Below are 18,162 nucleotides of genomic sequence, written 5' to 3'. Positions count from 1 at the left end.
CTTTATTTTTGCTGTTTTTTGTGGAAGTGTTGTTACACTAATACATGCAAATAAAGGAAAAAAATATGATGCAAAGGCATTTTCTAATGTAAATAGTAAGCAAAAAGATGTTAAGCAGGAAATTGATGCGAATGAGAAAAAGCGTTATGAAATTGCAGCTGGAAAACTAGATCAGTACTTAAAAGATAAAGGATTTAATGGGAGTGTTCTTGTAGCAAGTAAAGGTCATGTCATTTTACGAAAAGGCTACGGTTATGCGAATGTGAAAGATCAAGTACTAACAACGCCAAGAACGAAATATCGCATTGGCTCTATTACGAAAACAGTTGTTGCAATATCTATTATGCAACTAAAAGAAAAAGGGAAGTTGAACATTGAAGACAATGTAAATAAATATATCCAATCGTTTCCAGCAGATAAAAACATTACGTTACGAAACTTGTTAACACATACGTCTGGATTACCAGAACAGGGACAAGGTAGTGTTGACGCAGCATCACGGTTAAAATTAGTAACGTGGATTGGGGCACAAACGTTACAATTTCCAGCAGGGACAGGATGGAAATATACAGATTATAATTATATGGTGCTTGCATATATTGTAGAAAAAATATCAAATAAACCACTTGCTGAATATGTGAAAGAAAATATTTTGAATCCTGTTGAAATGCATGAATCTGGAATGGGCGCAACACTCCCAGAAGATATTTTCTTAGCAGAAGGGTATACGAAAAAAGATAATAAGTTAATAGCCACACCTCGCTTAAAAATGAACTGGCTGTATGGTTGTGGTGAAATGTATACGACTGTTGAAGATATGAAAAAGTTAGATGAAGCTATTATGGATGGTAAACTACTTTCTAAACAAAGTGTATCAGATATGTTTTCTGCATCACCTGCAAGAAAATATGGATTTAGTTTCTATATTTACCCAGATTATTATCATAACCACGGTGTATTAGCTGGCTGGAACACTTTTAATAATTTTAACTGGGATAAACGAATGTTTGTCATATTATTTTCTAACGTCCAAAATGGTATGAATGATGCATTTAATCAAGAATTTAGGAAAATGGCGAATGATTTAATAGAAGGAAAGGGAATATAAAAAAGAGCCTCTAGCGAGAGGCTCTTTTTTATAGAGCTGAAAACTCCTCAACAAGTTGAGTGAATTGTTTCAATGCACTTTCAATCGGTTCTGGCGTTGTTAAATCGACGCCAGCTTTTTTCAATAAGTTTAATGGGTAGTCTGAACTTCCGCCTTTAAGGAATTCAATATAATTTTTCTGAGCATTCGGATCACCGCTTAATAGTTTATCAGCGATTTGAATGGCAGATGCGAATCCAGTTGCATATTTGTATACGTAAAACGGGCGATAGAAATGAGGGATTCTAGCCCATCCGTATTTTACTTCTTCATCAAATACAAGTGAATCACCGTTATATTCTTTAAATAGCTTTTCATAAATTTCACTGAAGACTTGTGCATGTAATGGTTTACCTTGTTCAGCCATTTCATGTGTGATTTTTTCAAATTCTGCAAACATAATTTGTGTAAAGAAAGTACCTTTAAATTTCTCAATAAAATGGTTAACTAAATGGTTACGCACGTTCGTATCTTTTGCTTCTTTTAATAAATAGTGAATTAATAACACTTCATTTACTGTAGAAGCGACTTCTGCGACAAAGATAGAATAATGTGCAGAAATTCTTGGTTGGTATCCATGTGAATAGTGCGTATGCATACCGTGACCGCATTCATGAGTAAGAGTGAACAGGCTGTTTAAATCATCGTGATGATTTAAAAGAATGAAAGGATGAACGCCGTATACACCGAAGTTATAAGCACCAGAACGTTTCCCTGGTGTTTCTCTTACGTCTATATATCTTTTATCTTTAAAACTTTTTAATGTCTCAATATATTCTTCTCCTAAAGGAGCTAGTGATGCAATCATAATGTCAAATGCTTCACTATATGGGATGTCTTGTTTTACACCTTCTACTAAATCGACGCCTAAGTCGTATTGTCTTAGTTCATCTACGTTTAATTTTTCTTTTCGAATTTCATTGTATGTATGTAATGTTTGAATGTTTTTTTTCGTTGTATCAATTAGGTTTTCATATACTTCTTTCGGAACCATATCGCCAAATAATGATTTCTCTAGCGCTGATGGATAGTTTCTTAATTTCGAAACAGTAACATTATTTTTAATAGCAGCGGATAAAGTAGATGCGATGGAATTCTTTAACTGAACATATGGTTTGTAATATGCTTTATAAGCTTCTTTACGCTTTTCACGATTCGTATCTTCTATTAACTTTGCATACATTCCGCGTGTTAAGTTCACTTTCTCTCCATCGTCAGTCGTCACTTCACCAAATAATATATCTGCATTATTTAACATACCAAATGTGTGCTGTGGAGAAGAAAGAGCTTCACCCATTTGTGATAAAATTTCTTCTTGGTCCTTATTTAATACGTGTTTTTTATAACGGTATAATTCAAATAAGTCTTCTTTATAATATTGTAAGCCTTCTGTTTCTTCTATGTAAGAATGTAATGTGTTTTCGTCTATGCTAAGTAAGAAGGGGGAAAAGAAAGATTTCGCTGCACTTACTTTCACGTGTAATTGTGATACTTTATCGACAAGAGATTGCGCGTCAGTATCGCGTGTATCAAGGTCAGATTGTAATCGTGCATAAGCGAACATTAAAGATATTATGCTAGAAACTTCTTCACTCTTCGTTAAATAAGCTAATAAACTATTGCCATCGTGAATATTTCCATTAAACTCGTGTAATTCCTTCGTTAATACTTCAATTTTATGAAAATCACTTTCCCAATCTTCAATTGTATGGTAAATGTCTGTTAAATCCCATTTTTCTATATCAGCTACTTGTAATCGATCTTTAAGTTCTGTCATAATCATTTCCTTTCTAAACATGTAGTTATATTTCTATATAACTATGAAATACAACAAATTGCAAAAAATCCCTGCTGAAAATTGAAAAGCCCTGCTAAAATAACAAGGCTTACTTACTTATAGTGTAATTCCGAATTTTGAATGTAAAAGGTTTGTATATTGCATGTCTGTAACGGTTTCTTTCGTTTTTTTTACCATTTTTTGCTACTGTAAGGCTATCTTTCGTTAAAGAGGCATGCCCATCTTCAGTTAGTTTTACAATAAGAGGTACTTTATTAAAGGGTGATCCTTCATGTTCAACGATAATTTTTTGTGCTGTATTTGCTTTTTCTTCATCCACTTCTTCTATATAAAATGCATAGCCTAACGTCCAATCATCAGCAGAAGATTGATCCAAGAACTCATTGTTTTTCCGCATCTCTAAAATGTAGTTTCCCTTTTCGGTCATTTCTTTACGAATACGATAATCTCCTGTAATAGAGTGAATGACTTCACCTGAGAAAGGGACAGGGGCAAGAGGTAAGTATGATCCGAATCCTACTTCAATTAAATAAAGTTCATTATGATGTGTTAAAACGGTTGCGATATGGCCAGAATCAACAGCCCATATGGAGTTTGCAGCGTTATAAACTGTTCCTGAAACGAGATGAACATCGAATCCAGAATCTTTCAGGAAGTAATACATAGTAGGGTTGAGTTCATAACAAAGACCGCCACGGTTATTTACTAAAATTTTCTCTTTCAAATTTTCTTTTGATATTTCTTTAAAATTCTTTTCGAGAATATTTAAGTTTTCAAAAGGAACAGTTTGTGCCATTGCGTACATAATGTTAGATAAATCTTCAAATGAAACTGTGTCTTTTTCTTCTATATGTAATCGTGCGAAAAATTGTTTTTGAAAGTCTGTCATCGAAATCCCTCCGTTATGCTTTTATAGGTAAATTGTAAACAATCTTGAATAGGATGTGAAATTAAAACTACGTTGAATATTTGAAATTAGATTAAAAATAATATGAGAGAGTGAGAGATTGCTACTTTACTAACGGTGGGACGAATATTATAATAATTCTGATAAACTATGCAAACGCTTTCTTGGAAGGGGATGGTGTACAGATGTTTAAAAGAATAACAATAGTCGGATTGTCAGTTGTTATGTTTTTACCTAGTATATATGAGGGGAGTAAAGCATATGCAGATACAGTTAACAATGGAACGTTAATGCAGTATTTTGAGTGGTATGCTCCGAATGATGGAGATCATTGGAATCGTTTGCGTACTGATGCTGAAAATTTAGCGCAAAAAGGAATTACATCTGTTTGGATACCACCTGCATATAAAGGAACTACGCAAAATGACGTAGGATATGGAGCATATGATTTATATGATTTGGGGGAATTCAATCAAAAGGGAACAGTGCGGACGAAATATGGGACGAAAGCACAATTGAAGTCTGCAATTGACGCTTTACATAAGAAAAACATCAATGTATACGGTGATGTAGTTATGAATCATAAAGGTGGGGCTGATTATACAGAAACTGTCACAGCAGTTGAGGTAGACCCGAGCAATCGGAATATTGAAGTATCAGGTGATTATGAAATTAGTGCGTGGACGGGATTTAACTTTCCAGGGCGTGGAGATTCTTATTCTAACTTCAAATGGAAATGGTATCATTTTGATGGAACGGATTGGGATGAAGGAAGGAAATTAAACCGAATTTATAAATTTAGGGGCATAGGTAAAGCATGGGACTGGGAAGTGTCTAGCGAGAATGGGAATTATGATTATTTGATGTATGCGGATCTTGATTTTGATCATCCAGATGTTGCGAATGAAATGAAAAAATGGGGAACGTGGTATGCGAATGAATTAAATTTAGATGGTTTTCGTTTAGATGCTGTTAAACATATTGATCATGAATACTTGCGCGATTGGGTAAATCACGTTAGACAGCAAACAGGGAAAGAAATGTTTACAGTAGCTGAATATTGGCAAAATGATATCCAGACTTTAAATAATTATTTAGCGAAGGTTAATTATAATCAATCTGTGTTCGATGCACCACTTCATTATAATTTTCATTATGCTTCAACAGGAAATGGAAATTATGATATGAGAAACATTTTAAAAGGAACGGTAGTTGCGAATCATCCTACACTTGCGGTTACTCTAGTTGAAAATCATGATTCACAGCCTGGTCAGTCATTGGAATCTGTAGTGAGCCCTTGGTTCAAGCCGCTGGCATATGCATTTATTTTAACGCGTGCAGAGGGGTATCCTTCTGTTTTCTATGGTGATTACTATGGTACAAAAGGAAATAGTAACTATGAAATTCCAGCGTTAAAGGATAAAATTGATCCGATTTTGACGGCACGAAAAAACTTTGCATATGGTACGCAGCGTGATTATTTTGATCATCCAGATGTGATTGGCTGGACAAGAGAAGGTGATAGTGTACATGCTAATTCTGGTTTAGCAACATTAATCTCTGATGGACCAGGAGGGTCAAAGTGGATGGATGTTGGGAAGAATAACGCAGGTGAAGTATGGTACGATATTACGGGTAATCAAACAAATACTGTAACAATTAATAAGGATGGTTGGGGACAATTCCAAGTAAGTGGAGGATCAGTTTCCATATATGTTCAGCAGTAATTTGGTGATGAAAAAGAAGAGGTAGACTGAAATATAAGTTTTCCTCTTCCTTTTTACATTCTGTATAGTTATAAAAGTATGACACCTTTACTTCTCACGTAACATATAGTATGATGATTTCAATAAATTAGATTTCAATGACTATAATATAAATTAATGAGAGGTGCTTTTTGTGAGTGCGGTAGGTATTAAATAGGAAAAATTTAATGAAATAAATCGGATAAGACCAGGGGATTTTTATGTACATCATACCCCTAATTTTGTCATGCATTTATTTCAAAACCTATGAAGATACCTACAATACTTTATAAAGCGTGTAATAAGGGACTGCCATCTATTTTTTATGGCTTATTTCCTCATATGTTATTACAAATGCCTTGTAAATGTAAAAGCTGCGGTATCCCCGCAGCTTTTTTGTATATATTTTTATTGTATAATTATGGAATTTTATATATGACTCATTGGAATCTAATGAGTAGGTATCTTCATTTATGATAAAAATCAATCATAGTGAGGAGAAACAAAATGAATACGATGACTTTTGAAAAGCTACAATATAACGAATTAAAGGATATAGTGAAATCTTATTGTGTAAGTGGATTAGGTAAGGAATTATTAAACAAATTAGAGCCGAGTACGAGTATAAAAGTAGTGAGAAATCGGTTGAATGAAACGACAGAAGCACGAGCTATATTAGATGCAGAAGGGCATGTTCCTTTCTTCGGCATTTCTAATATTGCTAGTACAATTCAAAAATTAGAAAAAGGGATGATTTTAGATCCAGAAGAATTAGTCAGTGTTTCAGACTTTTTACGCGGATGTAGAAAGATTAAAAAGTTTATGTTAGATAAAGAATTTTTTGCACCAGTATTAGCTTCTTATGCAAATTCAATGACTGAATATAAAAGTATTGAAGAGGAAATTAACTTTTCAATTAAAGGAAATAGTATTGATGCAGCTGCAAGTAAAGAGTTAAAACGAATTCGAAATAATATCGATTCTGTAGATGGGAAAATAAAAGAACGTTTAACGAAGTTTTTAAATAGTAGTGCAAATAAGAAATTCATTCAGGAATTCTTTATTAGTAAAAAGGATGACCGTTATACGATTCCAATTAAATCTTCCTATAAAAACCAAGTTGCTGGAAGTATTATTGAAGCCTCGGCAAAAGGTTCTACTGTATTTATAGAACCGCATACGGTTACGAAATTGAATGCGGAACTAGCGGGTTTGAAAGCAGAAGAAGCGGTTGAAGAATATCAAATTTTAGCGACTTTATCAGGAATGGTGTTAGAAAACATTTATAGTATAAAGATTAATATGGAGCTAATTAGTCAGTATGATATGGTATTTGCAAAAGCGAAGTTTAGTAAATCGATTGATGGAATAGAACCGAAGTTAAATGATCATGGCTACATTCATTTAGTGAATTGTAAGCATCCGCTTTTAACAGGGCAAGTTGTACCCTTAAATTTTAAAATTGGTCAAGAGTATCGTAGTTTAATTATTACAGGGCCGAATGCGGGCGGAAAGACAATTGTGTTAAAAACGATTGGATTGTTAACATTAGCTACAATGTCAGGTCTTCATATTGCAGGAGATAAAGGTACAGAAATCGCTATTTTTGAAAATGTATTTGTAGATATTGGTGATAATCAAAGTATCGAAAACGCATTAAGTACATTTTCATCTCATATGAAAAATCTTTCTGAGATTATGAGGATGTCAAATAATAATACGTTACTTTTATTTGATGAAATAGGAAGCGGTACAGAACCGAATGAAGGTGCAGCACTTGCAATATCTATTTTAGAAGAGTTGTACCTTACGGGATGTATTACCGTTGCGAGTACGCATTACGGAGAAATTAAACGATTCTCAGAAATGCACGATGACTTTATGAATGCAGCGATGCAGTTTAATAGTGAAACGCTAGAGCCGCTTTATAAATTAGTTATCGGAAAATCAGGAGAAAGTAATGCACTTTGGATTGCGAATAAAATGAGCGTAAAAGAACATGTGCTGAAAAGAGCGAAAGAGTACATGGGAAATAAAGAGTACGCTTTAGAAAAAGTGAATGAAAGTAAAATTAGAAAACCGAAATTTGTACAAGAAAAAAGAGAATTTCATTATGAGTACAAAATCGGCGATCGTGTGAATTTATTAGATTATGATGATTTTGGTATCATCTATAAGGAAAAAGATAATTCTTATAACGTCGTTGTATATTATAACGGTGAATTCGTTGAAGTAAATGTAAAACGTATTACTTTAGAGGTAGCAGCGAAGGAGTTATATCCAGAGGGATACGATTTAAATACACTATTTGTCGATTATAAAGAGAGGAAAATGCAACACGATATTGAGCGCGGATCGAAAAAAGCACTTCGTAAAATTCAAAAAGAAATAAGAAAGAATAGAGGATAAGTTAAAATGGTAACGATTAGACAAGAACAAAAAAATGATTATAGAAAAACAGAAGAAGTTGTAAAAGAAGCATTTTTACATGAAGAGTTTAGTGATACAAAGGAACATGAACTTGTAAAACGTATTAGAGAGTGTGACGCATTTATTCCAGAGTTATCAATCGTTGCAGTAGATGAGGAAATAGTCGGTCACATTATGTTATCTAAAATTGCGATAGAACAAGATGGAACTTCTGTAGAATCGTTAGCACTTGCACCAGTTTCAGCTGCTAGGGGCCATCAGAAGAAAGGAATTGGTGGAAAACTGATTACGGCTGCTTTAGAAGAAGCGAAACAACTTGGATACGGATCAGTTGTAGTATTAGGACATCCAGAGTACTACCCGAAATTTGGTTTTAAGAAAGCAAGTGAGTGGAATGTAAAAGCACCGTTTGAAGTGCCTGAAGAGGTATTTATGATAATGGAATTAACAGAAAATTCTCTTCGAGGTGTAGAAGGAATTGTACAATATTCGAGTGCTTTTGCTGAATAGGAGTACCGGTTAAGAAATGTAATCATAAAAGATGCTATCTTTTTGTATGGATATACAGAAAGATAGCTTTTTTTATTAAGCGGATCTACTGACGTATATTTTGCTCAATGAATAATTGAGGTGGTAAAATTGATATAGAAACGTAAAGGGAGAGAATGAAATGAATAAGCGAGAAACACATAGCAATGAGAATGTAGTGACGTTATATGTTACAAGACACGGTAAAACAATATTAAATACGAATCATCGCGCGCAAGGTTGGGCAGATTCTCCTTTAGTAGAAAGAGGTGTTGAAGTTGCCACAAATTTAGGAACAGGATTAAAAGATATTCATTTTATGAATGCGTATAGTAGTGATAGCGGCCGCGCAATTGAAACTGCTAATTTAGTATTAAAATATAGTGAGCAATCAAAATTAAAACTTGAGCAAAGAAAAGATTTGCGAGAATTAAATTTCGGTATTTTTGAAGGTGAAAAACTTGAGAATATGTGGGATGTGGTTGGAAAAGCTGCAGGCGTTGCATCACCAGAAGAACTCTTGAAGCTTTCTATTCAAGAAGTGATTAATCTTATTAGAGTAGCAGATCCGACAAAACAGGCGGAAGATTGGGAATTGTTTTCTACTCGTATAAAAACAGAGATAGATAAAATTAGTGAAGAAGCTGCTGGAAATGGTGGCGGTAACGTCTTAGTTGTCGTTCATGGGCTTTTGATTACTACCTTAATAGAAATGTTAGACAGTAGCAAAACAAAACTTGGAGTGGAAAATGCTAGCGTGACGAAGATTGTATATCAAGATGGAACATACACAGTGGAGTCGGTTGGAGATATGAGTTATGTTGCAAAAGGGAAAGAAAGTGTGGAAATATAATACTATCTTAAATAGATATAAGAAAAGGAAGTTAGTAAAATCTAGCTTCCTTTTTATTTTTTAGTGCATCATTTATAAGGTTATATTGGGATATTATAATGAAACTTTCTATTGTGTAGAACGTTTCTTTGTTCAACAATCGGGTCATTTAATTGAATAAGGGCGTATTTTTTTGAATAGGACCACTTTGTTAAAAAGGATACATCCAATTTTTAGCGAATACAGGGTTATAAATAAGAAAAAGTGGTGAGATAAATAGGAAAAGAATGTAATTCCTTTTTGGACAATAAAACGGAAAAATGTATAATTAACAGACTTCAGAGCGCGGGTTGTGTTTTCGCAGAAGAAGAGACCCGGTTACTTATTTCAGCAGCCCGAACTCCAGAGGAGCTCAAGAGAATGGTGGAAATGCGAGCCAATGGTTTGCCACTTGAATATGTTGTTGGATACGCAGAATTTTGTGGGTTGCGGATAGAAGTGGACCGAGGTGTTTTCGTACCTCGTCAACGTACCGAGTTTCTTGTTCGCCAAGCAGAAGCTCTGTTATGCTTTGGTGATATCGTCGTTGATCTATGTTGCGGTTCAGGTGCTGTGGGTGTAGCTCTGGCGGCAGCTTTAGGACGAATTGAATTGTATTCTGTTGACATTGATCCTGTCGCAGTACGATGTGCTAGCCGCAACGTAACAAATTTCGGTGGCCATGTTTTTGAAGGTGACTTGTATAAAGCTTTGCCTCACGCACTTAAAGGCCATGTGAATACCCTAGTTGCAAACGTACCTTATGTTCCTACCGAGACAATAAAGCTGCTTCCACAGGAGGCCCGTCTACATGAACCGAAAATGGCGCTAGACGGAGGAGAGGATGGACTCGACATTCAGCGGAGAGTAGCAAAAGAAGCATTTCTCTGGCTCGCATCGGGAGGGCATCTTTTAATAGAGACGAGTGAAATGCAGGCAACTCAGACTTTTGAAATCTTTGCTGGTGCTGGGCTTACCACGAAAGTGACTAGAGATGAGGAATTAGATGCCACTGTTGTTATAGGATCAAAATCTAGTTTTTAGCTTAAATCGGTACGTAGCCTTATTCATAAATAAAAATGATAATTTTCTAGCAATATACAAATAAAAGAACATATGCAATTAAAGGGAGTTTTAATTGAGAAAAGAGCTCAAAAATTATTCGAGTGATACATGGGATCGTTATTTGAAGAAGTAAGGACATAACATATTAGTTATATAAAATATGTTATGTCCTTTCATTTATCAATTTTTTTCACTATAGGTCTTCACAAAATTTTAATCTAGCTTTCTTTTCATTTTATGAATTATGGGATCAATAAAATCTTCCCAGTACTTTTTCTGCTCTCTAATAATTCATGTGCACGGGCACCGTCTTGTAAAGAGAATGTAGTAGGACTTGCAATGTTCAATTTTCCAGTAGCGATCCAATCAAATAATTGAGTAGAGCGCTGCTTACGTTCTTCAAAAGTAGTAAGTACGTTCCAAAGGTCTCCGCCAGTTAAAGTTTTCGAAGTATCCATAAGCATACGTGGATCAATGGGCGCAGGATTACCACCGGCCATTCCGTAAAATACGACAGTACCACCGATTTTAGTAGCGTTAAAACTTTCCTCAAGTGTAGAGCCTACTGATTCATATACAACATTTACTCCAGTACCGTTTGTTATTTCAAGTACTTTTGAATGCCATTTTTCAGTATATAAAAATACGTGATCAGCCCCAACTAACGTGGCTACTTTGGTTTTTTCGGTTGATGACGTAAGACCGATTACTGTTCCACCCTGTAGTTTAATCATTTGAATAAGAAGTTGACCAACGCCACCAGCCGCAGCATGGACTAAAGCTGTATCACCTTGTTTTATTTGATAGCTATCTTTCGTTAAATAATGTGCCGTTAGACCTTGCAATAAGATAGAAGCGGCTGTTTCAAAAGAAATTGAATCTGGAAGCGGGATTGCTTTTTCTGCTGGAACGGCAACTAATTCTGCATTTGCGAATGGAACGTCAGCAAATGCAATACGGTCTCCAGGATTGATAGTAGTAACGTTAGCACCTACTTCTTCAACGATACCAGCGCCTTCATAACCTAATATATAAGGAGGGTTACCAGCGAGGTGATAATCACCACGGCGTCTATAAATATCTGCGAAATTTAGACCGATTGCTTTCGTGCGGATAAGAATTTCATTTGGATTAATGATTGGATCAGGGATTTCTTTATATTGAAGTACATCAGCATCTCCGAATGTTTCGAAACAAAGTGCTTTCATATGGAATACCTCCATTTTATTGTTTGTCGATGCTCTTTATCATACAATATAAATATCAATAGACAAAGAGGATTATTTCGATGAAATCAATCGGAAATATCGATTGAAAAAGAGGGATGATAAATGGAGATAAAACAATTAATTACATTTAAAGTAGCAGCAGATACTTTGAACTTTACACAAACTGCGAAGAAATTAAACTTTGCTCAATCGAGCGTTACAGCACAAATTAAAACGTTAGAGGCTGAGCTCGGTACACCACTATTTGAGAGATTAGGGAAACGTCTTTTCTTAACTGAAGCAGGAAGAAAGTTTCAACTATATGCAGACAAGATAATCGCACTTAGTAACGAAGCAAAGACGGCCGTGAAAGATGATGAGGAAATAGCAGGTACGTTAATAATTGGTGCACAAGAAAGTCAATGTACATACAGACTGCCTTCTATATTAAAGAGGTTTAAAATACAATTCCCCAAAATAAAGCTTATATTTAAACCAGCACATTCCAATAAAGATGCGAAGGAACAATTGATGGAGGGAAAAGTAGATCTTGCATTTATTTTGGACGAATGTAAAACAGAAGATGTTTTACATGTGGAACCACTTATGAAAGAAGAATTAAAAGTAGTAGCTGCTCCAGGGCATATTTTACTTGAACAGACTACTGTTTCTATAAAAGATTTAGAGAGTGAAACACTTTTATTAACAGAATTAGGCTGCTCATATAGAACTTTATTTGAAGAGCTATTTCGCGGGGAAGATCTATATCCAGCAAATAAAATTGAGTTTGTTAGTGTGGAAGCAATTAAACAATGTGTTATTGCAGATTTAGGTATAGCCGTTTTACCAGCGATAGTAGTAGAAAAAGATATACGGGAAGGGACGTTAAAGGAGTTAATGTTAAACGAAACAATACCTCCAATTTATACACAAATTGCTTGGCATAAAGATAAATGGATGACAGCACCACTGCAGCAATTTATTGATGTAACGAGGGAGTTTTTTACAACAGATTAAGTGGAGAAATATTTATTTTATATAAAAGAAAAAATGGCAATTTTGTATAAAAGAACCGATGCTTGCATGTAACAAGTATCGGTTCTTTTATAGTTGAAATAAAGGATGTTATAAAATGTGTATTTCTCAACTTTTTTTCTTAGACGGATACGTAAATTTCTTCGTATATTCCAATAATCGTAAGGGAATTTACAACTTTTATTCGTTTCTGTAAGATGCCTCTAGGCAGCATGAAAGGAGGGGCGTACATAGGGAGGAGATTGTCTTTAGTAAACGTACTTATTTTGAGGGAGGAGATTTACAATGTTTAAAAAGTTAATGAAAGTATGTGTGTTAAGTGTAGCGAGTGTAGGGGTATTATTTAGTTTTCAAGAAAGTACATTTGCAGCTACTGATCTGAGTAGCTATTATGACGGAAAAAATCCAGCAACAACGAAAGTATACGGGGGAAGTACAACATGTGATGCAGATGGATTTAATGCAAAGTCTACAGCAGTTTATGAAGGTAGTAAAAAAGTAGGAACAGTGTATTTACGTTACAGTAATACATGTCATGCGGCATGGTCTAAGCTTGTTTTAGATCAACCAGCACCTTCTGTTTCTGGAGGAGTATATGCTTACGCTGTTATTAATAAATATAAAAATGGTGTATTCCAAAAATCAGTAGATTCTAATAGTGGTAATGGAGCAATTAAAACGGGGCAAACGAGCACTTATACAGGAATGGTGTTTGATTTAACTGCTGATTTTGGTTATACAGCTGATGCCGAAGCAGTGACGATTAATAATGGTTACGGGAAAACTGGACGTTATTAATAAAGGAGTGGAATCCTGTGAAACTTATTAAAAAGGTAAGCGCATGTCTTTGTCTGGCATTGCTCGTCGTAACTAGTGTGTTTAGTACGACCAATAATGATAAAGCATTTGCAGAAGACCATTCGTATGATGGGAAAAGTCCGTATTACAATAGTTGTGATCAATCAGCAGTAACGAAAGAAAAGAAGTGGATTGATTCAAATTCTTATGTGGAATTAAAATTTAGCACGACGTGTAAAACAGCGTGGGCAAAAGTTACTGTAACTCGCCTGGCAGTTTATAATAATGAAGCTGATGCAAGGATTGTTAGAAAAACAGATGGAAAGGCATACACTTGCGGAAGTGCTGGAGGAAATGGTGTTGTAAATAAAGGGCAAACATCATGCTATACGCCAATGGTATATGATTTAGATCCAAGAAAAGCACAAGCACAGGGGAAACATGCAATTCCGAATAGTGATGCATATAATTATGCGGAGACTATTTGGTATTGATACGATTATACATGTTTTAAGAGCTGTTATTTGATATAAAAATGAAAGAGCCTTACTGCATTTTATTGTGGTAAGGTTCTTTAAAATTGTTTAATAGATTAAGTACATTCATTTACAAAGGTCTCTCTATATAATCGCTTTTAAGTATGGCCATAATAATTTCATCTGAGTATGTATCGTTATAAAATAAAGATTGACGTAAGGTTCCTTCTTTTGCAAAACCAACTTTTTCATAAGCTTTAATTCCGCGTAAATTATGGCTAAATACTTCTAACTGTAAACGATTTAATGATAGTTGTTCAAAAACAAATCTTAAAACTATTTTAATAGCTTCAGTTCCATAACCTTGTCCTGTTAATGCTATTGAAAGCATTGATATTCTGAATCCTGCTCTTTTGTTCTCCTCATCGATATCTAAAATCGACAACTCTCCAATCATCTCTTCAGTACTTTGTAAACAAATAGCGAAATCATAGCGACTTGAATCATTATTTATATGATCTATATGTTTCGTAATTTGCTCCAATGAAAAAGTGGACTTAGTTCCAGTCATATATCTTATTTCATCATCCATTGTACTTTCTAATATAATAGGAGCATCTAGCTGGCAAAGAGGCCTTAAATAAATTCTTTCGCTCTCTAATCTCATTATAATTTTCTCCTTTAGTTAGTAATTGAATGTATAAATACTTAAACTTTCTTCAATGAGTTACATAAAAAATATGAACCTTAATTCGATGTTACATGAATTTTATAATGGTATGGTATACCTAAAACAAATAATAAAAGTTTTATACACAACAAAATGTATCAACGAGTTTTTTGATCATACTATTATTCTTGCTGCTCATTCCGCTTTGAAATGAACACGAATGTATTAACTAAGGTCTGTATCAGGAGGAGTATATCCAAGGTGCCTAGCCATTGATACAATTTGTCCTTTATGATGAAACTCATGAGTTTCCGTATGAGTTAAAAGCCATAGCGGAGTTGTACTCCAAGGCTCTTTTTGCCACTTTACTTCATTTGCAATATTTTCGAGCCAACGGTCATTGTATTCATCTAAAAAACGTTGTACAGTCTCATCTACTAACTTAAATCTAGCGCGAACTTTTTTCACATCTGCATGCTCAATTTCGTAATCGCTAGCAAATGAAAAGTCTACTCGCTTTTGTTTAAATGCGAATGATCCAAGCCAGTATCGGTAGCAATCGGCTACATGAATATGAGTCTTTATAATGCTACCGCTCCCGAAATTAGGAACTGTGCTATGTAATTTTTCTACTGGGATTTCTTCCAAAAACGAAAATAGAGTTTCTCTTGTAGAGCTAATAAGATTATATTGCTGTTTTAAAACATGTAACATGAAATTAACACTCCTCTTTTATTTACTAAACTATTTGTGTAATAAGTAATTCTATATGTACGAGAGGTGAACCTTTTTATTATTTTTACTAAGCATATTAGATGTATTTCTTCATTGTTTCTGATAGATTAAACAAAGTGAAACTTTAATGAATTGAACATTCTTAGTTCATAATAAAATGTACATGAAGAAGGAGAACGATAAAATGAATAGAATAATTGGTCTAAAACAATTTGAAATAACGCGCGGGGCATTACTTAAATTTATGGAGACGCTAGATGATAAAACTGTGGATACGCAGCCAGAGGGTTTTAACAATACAATTCGTTGGCATATCGGTCATGTATTAACGGCAGCAGAAGTTTTCATGTTTGGAAAAGAATTCAAACAATTACCAACGGAATATCTAGGTATGTTTGGATATGGATCAAGACCATCTAAATGGAAAACAGAAGGACCGTCATTAGAAGTATTAATGGCCCAATTAAAAGAACAAGAAAAACGTATTAACGAAATGCCAGCAAAAGCATTTGAAAATAAACTGCCAGAGCCGTTCCTAGGACTAGAAACAGTTGGTGAGCTTTACGGTATGATGCTTTATCATGAAGCAGATCATATTGGACAAATGAAGGCGATGGAACGTATTATTAAAGCTCTTTAGTCTTAATTGCATATAACAAGCAATACAGGTGTAATGTTAAATGATATAAACAAAAAAGGTAGATAAATTATTATCTACCTTTTTTGTTTAACTTCTTGAAGGATTAGGGATTATCATCGTGATGCTGATGAAGAAGGATAAGAGGATTTTATAATTTTTATGGTGTGATTATTAATTGTAGTATTCCTAAATATGGAATATAAGTATAATGATAGAGAAGAACTAGAAATAGGGGTGAATACTATGATTACATTAGAGCAAAAGTTGGAGCAATATAAACATACATATGCACAGTTAAAGGGAGAATTAAAATGGAAAACGAGTGATTCTCGAACAGGTATGATGATTGCTGCTATGTATGCAGGTAGTGATAAATTGTTTGATCTCGGACGTTTTTTAGAAATTAGTAGTTATATTAAAAATCAGGTAGGGATGTTTTCATATTTAAAGTCTTATCATCGCTTTGTAGTGGCGGCAACATTGGATATTCACTTTACAGATTACAAGAAAGCTTTTCGGGAGTTTTTATATTTATATGAACAATTGGTCGCTGGTGGCTTTAGCCGCAGTATATTTACTTATCTTGCAGCAGCTGTGCTTTTAACAGAAGATAATGAACAACATGGCACGCACATTCAGCGTTCGATGCAAGTATATAAACGTATGAAAGAGGATCATCTTTTTCTTACAGGTACAAATGATTATCCGCTCGCGGTTTTATTAGCAGGACAATCAGAGAATGTAGAAACGCTTATGGACCGAGTGGAACGTCTTTATGAGAAACTAGCGAAAGCTGGTTTTCGTAAAGGGAATGATCTTCAATTCCTAAGTCATATTCTTTCACTAAAGAAGGATGTCCATGAAGAAATGTTAGTTGCAACATGCACAAACATATGGAATTTGTTAAAGCAAGAAAAGGTAAAAGCGAAACAGATGCATTACCCAGCTATCGGACTATTAGCGTTACTTGAGGATGGTGAAAAAGAGATTCATTCTATTAAAGCGTTGATTGAAAAATTGCAAGGGGAGAAATTGTTCCGTTGGCATACAGATACGAGTATTCTTATTGCTATTCAACTGTTCGTAAGTCAGAAAGGTGAGGAAAGTAAAGCTACCAACACAGGTTTACAAACAATGATAGAAGTCCTCATCCAAGCACAACAGGCAGCTATGATGGCAACGATTGCCGCTTCATCTGTAGCAACATCTTCAGCTAGTAGTAGTTCATAATGTGCAACTGCTTATGCTATTGTAAATTATAACTCCTTTGATAAGGACGGTTTAAAAAATATTACTAAAAAAAGCCCATCACCCTCTAATGAGTGATGGGCTAACTATTTTTATATAATCAGTATTATCTTTTCAACTGCTTCAAATGTTTGAGTTGTGTAACAATCATAATGCTAATAACAACGAGTAAAAACCATGAGCTGATTTTACTTAAGTGAACGAGATTCCAAGCTTCCCGTTGGTTTGGATATTGCCATGCACCGAAAAATGTTGCGATGTTTTCTGCAATCCAAATAAAGAATCCGATAAGAAAAAAGGAGAGAACGAGCGGCATTTTATATGTAACGCCTCGTAATGAAAATTCCACAAATGTTCGAAAGAAAACGATGAATAGAAGTAACGTTAAGAACCATCTAAAATCGTATAGAAAATGATGTGTGAAAAAATTGAAGTAAATCAGTGCTCCTAGAGGTATTACAAAAATAGCTTTCGGCCAATGATGCATTTGTAAATGCAATCTTCTCCACGCTTGGCATATGTAACTGGCAACACTTGCATACATAAAGCCGCTGTAAAGTGGAACTCCAAAAACCTTTGAATATGCCTCTTCCGGATAACTCCATGAACCGAAATGAACTTTATATATTTCTAGTAAAAGGCCGATGAGGTGGAAGACAGTAATTACTTTTAATTCGTCTTTCGTCTCAAGGCCAGTCTTGTACATAACCCACTGCATAAGAAGGCATACGATGAGTATGAAATCGTAGCGGTATAACCCTGGGATTGAAACGATTTTTGAAAGGGCTAGTGTTAAGAAAATAACGACTGGGAATAAGCAGGATAATGCTTGTTCATAAGTAAAATAGAGTAGTTGTTTTA

16 protein-coding genes and 1 pseudogene are annotated in these 18,162 nt (G+C 34.6%); 11 read left to right on the top strand and 6 right to left on the bottom strand.

The window, feature by feature from the left end:
• On the top strand, window positions 1-1,108 hold a 1,108-nt coding region (locus ACQGSG_RS19140; RefSeq protein ID WP_426947828.1), incomplete at its 5' end, for a serine hydrolase domain-containing protein.
• A gap of 28 nt (window positions 1,109-1,136) precedes the next feature.
• Here ACQGSG_RS19140 and pepF read toward each other — a convergent pair.
• Both pepF and ACQGSG_RS19130 read right to left on the bottom strand, forming a co-directional pair.
• Window positions 1,137-2,924, bottom strand: coding sequence for an oligoendopeptidase F (pepF, locus tag ACQGSG_RS19135; RefSeq protein WP_098327194.1), 1,788 nt, complete (start codon window positions 2,922-2,924; stop codon window positions 1,137-1,139).
• Between the two features lie 117 nt (window positions 2,925-3,041).
• Window positions 3,042-3,834 (bottom strand): annotated as a pseudogene (locus ACQGSG_RS19130) (arylamine N-acetyltransferase family protein).
• 203 nt (window positions 3,835-4,037) lie between these two features.
• Here ACQGSG_RS19130 and amyS point away from each other — a divergent pair.
• From amyS to ACQGSG_RS19105, 5 genes are all read left to right on the top strand, one after another.
• Window positions 4,038-5,579 (top strand): alpha-amylase, encoded by a 1,542-nt coding sequence (amyS, locus tag ACQGSG_RS19125; protein ID WP_000476404.1) that lies wholly within the window; start codon window positions 4,038-4,040, stop codon window positions 5,577-5,579.
• A 525-nt stretch (window positions 5,580-6,104) separates the two neighbouring features.
• Window positions 6,105-8,006 carry an endonuclease MutS2 gene (locus tag ACQGSG_RS19120; RefSeq protein WP_098926271.1) on the top strand — a complete coding sequence of 634 codons (1,902 nt, stop codon included), beginning with the start codon at window positions 6,105-6,107 and terminating at the stop codon, window positions 8,004-8,006.
• 6 nt (window positions 8,007-8,012) lie between these two features.
• Window positions 8,013-8,537 carry an N-acetyltransferase gene (locus ACQGSG_RS19115; protein WP_325842455.1) on the top strand — a complete coding sequence of 175 codons (525 nt, stop codon included), beginning with the start codon at window positions 8,013-8,015 and terminating at the stop codon, window positions 8,535-8,537.
• A 160-nt stretch (window positions 8,538-8,697) separates the two neighbouring features.
• Entirely contained in the window at window positions 8,698-9,408 is a 711-nt protein-coding gene (locus tag ACQGSG_RS19110) for a histidine phosphatase family protein (RefSeq protein WP_001042057.1), read from the top strand.
• Between the two features lie 279 nt (window positions 9,409-9,687).
• Window positions 9,688-10,470 (top strand): putative protein N(5)-glutamine methyltransferase, encoded by a 783-nt coding sequence (locus tag ACQGSG_RS19105; protein WP_002196763.1) that lies wholly within the window; start codon window positions 9,688-9,690, stop codon window positions 10,468-10,470.
• Window positions 10,471-10,733: 263 nt separating this feature from the next.
• Here ACQGSG_RS19105 and ACQGSG_RS19100 read toward each other — a convergent pair whose 3' ends face one another.
• Window positions 10,734-11,699 carry a quinone oxidoreductase family protein gene (locus ACQGSG_RS19100; protein ID WP_000645261.1) on the bottom strand — a complete coding sequence of 322 codons (966 nt, stop codon included), beginning with the start codon at window positions 11,697-11,699 and terminating at the stop codon, window positions 10,734-10,736.
• 123 nt (window positions 11,700-11,822) lie between these two features.
• Between ACQGSG_RS19100 and ACQGSG_RS19095 the strand changes: the two genes are divergently transcribed.
• The 3 genes from ACQGSG_RS19095 (at window position 11,823) to ACQGSG_RS19085 (ending at window position 14,026) form a co-directional block, all read left to right on the top strand.
• A complete protein-coding gene (locus ACQGSG_RS19095) occupies window positions 11,823-12,716 on the top strand; it encodes a LysR family transcriptional regulator (RefSeq protein WP_000403875.1) in 894 nt (297 codons plus the stop codon).
• Window positions 12,717-13,019: 303 nt separating this feature from the next.
• On the top strand, window positions 13,020-13,532 hold the full coding sequence (locus ACQGSG_RS19090) for a DUF2690 domain-containing protein (protein WP_000473748.1): 513 nt from the start codon (window positions 13,020-13,022) through the stop codon (window positions 13,530-13,532).
• 17 nt (window positions 13,533-13,549) lie between these two features.
• Window positions 13,550-14,026 (top strand): DUF2690 domain-containing protein, encoded by a 477-nt coding sequence (locus ACQGSG_RS19085; protein ID WP_000767004.1) that lies wholly within the window; start codon window positions 13,550-13,552, stop codon window positions 14,024-14,026.
• Between the two features lie 112 nt (window positions 14,027-14,138).
• On the opposite strand, the gene ACQGSG_RS19080 is transcribed toward ACQGSG_RS19085, so the two are convergent.
• Complete coding sequence (locus tag ACQGSG_RS19080; protein WP_001235431.1) at window positions 14,139-14,675, bottom strand: GNAT family N-acetyltransferase; 537 nt, start codon at window positions 14,673-14,675, stop codon at window positions 14,139-14,141.
• A gap of 228 nt (window positions 14,676-14,903) precedes the next feature.
• A complete protein-coding gene (locus tag ACQGSG_RS19075) occupies window positions 14,904-15,392 on the bottom strand; it encodes a DinB family protein (RefSeq protein ID WP_000903460.1) in 489 nt (162 codons plus the stop codon).
• A gap of 184 nt (window positions 15,393-15,576) precedes the next feature.
• Between ACQGSG_RS19075 and ACQGSG_RS19070 the strand changes: the two genes are divergently transcribed.
• Together ACQGSG_RS19070 and ACQGSG_RS19065 are read left to right on the top strand one after the other, a co-directional pair.
• On the top strand, window positions 15,577-16,053 hold the full coding sequence (locus ACQGSG_RS19070; RefSeq protein ID WP_325842454.1) for a DinB family protein: 477 nt from the start codon (window positions 15,577-15,579) through the stop codon (window positions 16,051-16,053).
• A 192-nt stretch (window positions 16,054-16,245) separates the two neighbouring features.
• On the top strand, window positions 16,246-17,283 hold the full coding sequence (locus ACQGSG_RS19065; RefSeq protein WP_142340674.1) for a DUF4003 domain-containing protein: 1,038 nt from the start codon (window positions 16,246-16,248) through the stop codon (window positions 17,281-17,283).
• 124 nt (window positions 17,284-17,407) lie between these two features.
• Here ACQGSG_RS19065 and ACQGSG_RS19060 read toward each other — a convergent pair.
• A partial coding sequence (locus ACQGSG_RS19060) for a DUF817 domain-containing protein (RefSeq protein WP_426947822.1) occupies window positions 17,408-18,162 on the bottom strand: 755 nt, incomplete at its 5' end.

The organism is Bacillus sp. GMa5/1, from assembly GCF_050172015.1.
Lineage (GTDB): Bacteria > Bacillota > Bacilli > Bacillales > Bacillaceae_G > Bacillus_A > Bacillus_A cereus.
Note: the sequence above shows the minus strand (reverse complement) of the source record. Positions and strands in the feature narration are given on the sequence as shown.